General features: G+C 60.3%; 3 protein-coding genes, 2 tRNA genes and 1 pseudogene. 4 read left to right on the forward strand and 2 right to left on the reverse strand.

What is annotated here, in order from left to right; all coding sequences use genetic code 11:
• Positions 1-561 precede the first annotated feature (561 nt).
• Positions 562-666 (forward strand): annotated as a pseudogene (locus ACESMD_RS09990) (DEAD/DEAH box helicase family protein); the annotation flags it as partial.
• A gap of 62 nt (positions 667-728) precedes the next feature.
• Entirely contained in the window at positions 729-989 is a 261-nt protein-coding gene (locus tag ACESMD_RS09995) for a hypothetical protein (protein ID WP_372612749.1), read from the forward strand.
• Positions 990-1,396: 407 nt separating this feature from the next.
• Here the strand turns inward: ACESMD_RS09995 and ACESMD_RS10000 are convergent.
• Positions 1,397-1,470, reverse strand: a tRNA-Pro gene (locus ACESMD_RS10000).
• 97 nt (positions 1,471-1,567) lie between these two features.
• Between ACESMD_RS10000 and ACESMD_RS10005 the strand changes: the two genes are divergently transcribed.
• Both ACESMD_RS10005 and cysK read left to right on the forward strand, forming a co-directional pair.
• Positions 1,568-1,641: transfer RNA gene (locus ACESMD_RS10005), tRNA-Gly, on the forward strand.
• 524 nt (positions 1,642-2,165) lie between these two features.
• Positions 2,166-3,101 carry a cysteine synthase A gene (cysK, locus tag ACESMD_RS10010; protein WP_372612751.1) on the forward strand — a complete coding sequence of 312 codons (936 nt, stop codon included), beginning with the start codon at positions 2,166-2,168 and terminating at the stop codon, positions 3,099-3,101.
• Between the two features lie 59 nt (positions 3,102-3,160).
• On the opposite strand, the gene ACESMD_RS10015 is transcribed toward cysK, so the two are convergent.
• Positions 3,161-3,436 carry an exopolysaccharide biosynthesis protein gene (locus tag ACESMD_RS10015; protein WP_372612753.1) on the reverse strand — a complete coding sequence of 92 codons (276 nt, stop codon included), beginning with the start codon at positions 3,434-3,436 and terminating at the stop codon, positions 3,161-3,163.
• Positions 3,437-3,650 lie beyond the last annotated feature (214 nt).

A 3,650-nucleotide genomic window follows, 5' to 3' on the forward strand; every position in this document is an offset into this window, starting at 1 on the left:
ACCCGAGACCCAGAAAAGCAGGGGAAGACCGACCCACGCCGCCCTGTACTGGCAAAAAGGCACCTTCGTCTCTCCATGCCGAAGTTCCTCCCCTCCCATGGCGCCGCTAACTCTAACCGCATTTATCCGGATACCCCGCTTGGCCTAACAGTGATTAGACTGTATGCTCTGATATTGGATGAAAGGGCAAGCGCGTTCAACAATGTTATACCGCACGTCACCTCCCCCCTCCCAACCTACTGAAACACCAGAATATTAAGTATAGCACCAATCATCGCGCATGCTGCCTTTACCGGCTCGGCTGCTTAGTGTCGGTATCTGACATCAAACTCAAAATTCATCCCTCACGCCATTATCATTTTCTCGCCACCGCTGCATGGCTTGGTCATCCAATCAAAAGACTTCAGCCTAGCACAGGATGCTTAGCCTGCCCGCGTAGCGTAAACTTGGGTAACCAACGCCCGCCCCGCCATCGACAAGCAGGATGCTGCCATGGACAAGAAGGCCATCAGCGAACGGGGAATCTACACCAAGTTCATCACCCCGGCGCTGGAGCGGGCCGGCTGGGACCGCATACTGCTGGTGATGGCTACCGGCACCGGCAAGACCTTCACCGCCTTCCAGATCATCTGGCGGCTGTGGAAGGCCAAGCAGAAGAAGCGTATGCAATGGGATGGAAAAGCAGCCCCTGTTCGATGCTGCCCATCCCGCTGACGTGGTGATCCACGATGGGCGCCTGGTCGAAGTCGGTCCCGACGACCTCGCCAGGCCGCTCCCCCGGCCCGATGACCATTGACCTGGCAGGCCGGGTGATCACCCCGGGCTTCGTCAATGTGTATACCCACACCATCCTGAGCATGATGCGCGGGGTGGCCGAGGACATGGACTTCGCCCCAGCGTATTCTGCCATCGATTCGGGCGATTCTTACTGCCACCCTGGCCCCGACGAGATCGTCGAAGTTCGCGAACCGGCGATGTACTACATCTAGGTTCGCCTTCTAGCAAACATTTTTTGGCGGATTTCACGAAAACTTCGGGACGCCCCACATCGGCAACGATCCGCCAATAGACTTGAATCGAACCGCACCACAGCTGTCAGGAAAGCGAAATACGGTCATACCCAACCACCATCGCGCAGCGGTTCAGCCAGCGCCGACGGAGATCCGTACGCGACTCGACTTTGCAAGCGAACACGAGTCATCGGTCGCTCTTCCGAATTCCGGCAGTTTGCGCGCGCAAATGCAAAGGGGACCGCCAGCAGGCGGTCCCCTATTCCAAAAAGTCGGGGTGACAGGAGCCGTCGGAGCTCCACCGGGGCTCCTTCCTCCTACATCCTGACTGGTCTACCAGCACGAATGGAAAGAGGGACCGCTGACGCGGTCCCTTTTTCCATTTGTCGGGGTGACAGGATTTGAACCTGCGACCCTCTGTTCCCAAAACAGATGCGCTACCAAGCTGCGCTACACCCCGTCCGGCCCCCACATGCGGGCCAGTTACCCAGCATCGGCCAGGCTCCGCTACTCTAGTACGCGTTGACACAGACGATGAACAGCACGTGGCCAACGATGCGGGTGTAGCTCAATGGTAGAGCCTCAGTTTTCCAAACTGATCACGCGGGTTCGATTCCCGTCACCTGCTCCACGAGCAGCGCGATCGGACTTCTCATCCGGCACGACGCACGTGAATGAGACAGCAGGAGCCGGGTCCTTTGGGCCCGGCTCCTCTCGTTTGAGCGGGCACGCGTCCCACAACTGTCGCCGTGCACAACGGTGAGATGCCGCGACCACCTGGATGCTTTCCAGAGCAGGGTTGGCACCTGATGCCTCGTCGAGTTGGGGAGGTTCGTGCCCGGTTGGCTTGCCGCATCGCCCCGCCAGCGATACTCTGACAATCACCGCACACGAGAGGTAAGTGAGATGAGCAACCGGAGCCACGTCGCCACGACGTCCGCTCCTGCCATCCTGACCTGTGCGGTGTCCTCCTGCATGTGCGCCTGCATGTGTAGCGAGAGCTGCAGCTGTCAGTAGAGCGCTGGCAACCCTCGCCTCTCGGCCCACGGGCCTTCTTGAGGCACGCTAGCGCTCGCCCCGGTATCGATTTGCGATACGCCCGCGTTATTCATCACAGTTCACATATTTCAACAATCACGTAAGGAAACACTTGCCATGGCAAAGATCTACGAGAACGTCACTGACCTCATCGGCAATACGCCGCTGGTCAAGATCAACGCACTCTCGGAGGGGGTCGACGCGACGATCCTCGCCAAGTTGGAGTTCTACAACCCCGCCAGCTCGGTCAAGGACCGCCTGGGCGTCGCGATCGTGGACGCCGCTGAAGCATCGGGCGAACTCAAGCCCGGGGGAACCATCGTCGAGGCGACCTCCGGCAACACCGGTATCGCCCTCGCCATGGTCGGCGCCGCCCGCGGTTACAACGTGGTGCTCGCGATGCCCGAGACGATGTCGAAGGAGCGCCGCGGACTGCTGCGTGCGTTCGGCGCTGAGCTCATCCTCACGCCCGGCCCCGAGGGCATGTCCGGCGCCGTCGAGGCCGCCGAGAAGATCACCGCGGAGCGCCCCGGCTCGATCCTCGCCAAGCAGTTCGCCAATGAGGCCAACCCTGAGATTCACCGGAAGACCACTGCCGAAGAAATCTGGGCCGACACCGACGGCAAGGTCGACATCTTTATCGCAGGCATCGGCACCGGCGGAACCATCACCGGTGTGGGCGAGGTCCTGAAGGCCAAGAACCCCGGCATCCAGGTCATCGCCGTGGAGCCCAAGGAATCCGCGATCCTCACGGGCGGCGCTGCCGGCCCCCACAAAATCCAAGGCCTGGGCGCCAACTTCATCCCGGAAATCCTCAACCAGGACGTGTACGACGAGGTGTTTGACGTCGACTCGGAGACCTCCATAGCCACGGCACGCGCCGCGGCCCGCAAGGAAGGGCTGCTCGTAGGGATCTCATCTGGCGCAGCCATCCACGCCGCGATCGAGGTCGGCAAGCGACCTGAGAACAAGGGCAAGACGATCGTTGTCATCATTCCTTCGTTCGGTGAGCGCTACCTCAGCACAGTGCTCTACGCCGACTTGATGGACTAAGAACCACTACCCCTGTTGCGCCCTATGGTCACGAGGTCAGCGAGGAGGAGGCCGTGGGCCTAGCCCGACTGGGCGCTGCCGAGGACCGCGATGCCCTGGGTATCCGGGTCAATGGCCATCTCTCCCAGAGTCGCAAGGAGAATCGGCGAGCAGGGCGAGGCCGAACAGCACCACCGGGTGGCCATCAGCGTGGGCACGCCTGGGAAATCGCTAATCAGCTGGGCCAGGGTAATCAACCCAGCGATGAGCAGGACCGGCGAAAAGGATCGTCTGCCAACGATATCGAGAATGGCCTCCAAATGGACCCTTTCCTCGCCTCCCCCGGCATGCTGTATCTACTCGAGCAATGTCGTCAGATTGGACGGCGGTACATCCGATGTCGCCTGACGGGTATCATCGGCCATTCGACCTAGCAGCCTGTCGGACTTTCCGCATTCAACATGAGATTATGCTGGCACCAAATTGACCACGGATCCGCCATGAGCAACTTTCGTTCTATCGACCGTTACACGGCCTATCTGCTTCCACCGTCCGTTGACGATTGGTTAC

The organism is Halomonas sp. (assembly GCF_041689495.1).
GTDB lineage: Bacteria > Pseudomonadota > Gammaproteobacteria > Pseudomonadales > Halomonadaceae > Halomonas.

Bases quoted from the DNA above. Each gene is read 5' to 3' on its own strand.
- ACESMD_RS09995 (WP_372612749.1), top strand. From the start codon at position 729: ATGGGCGCCTGGTCGAAGTCGGTCCCGACGACCTCGCCAGGCCGCTCC.
- cysK (WP_372612751.1), top strand. From the start codon at position 2,166: ATGGCAAAGATCTACGAGAACGTCACTGACCTCATCGGCAATACGCCG.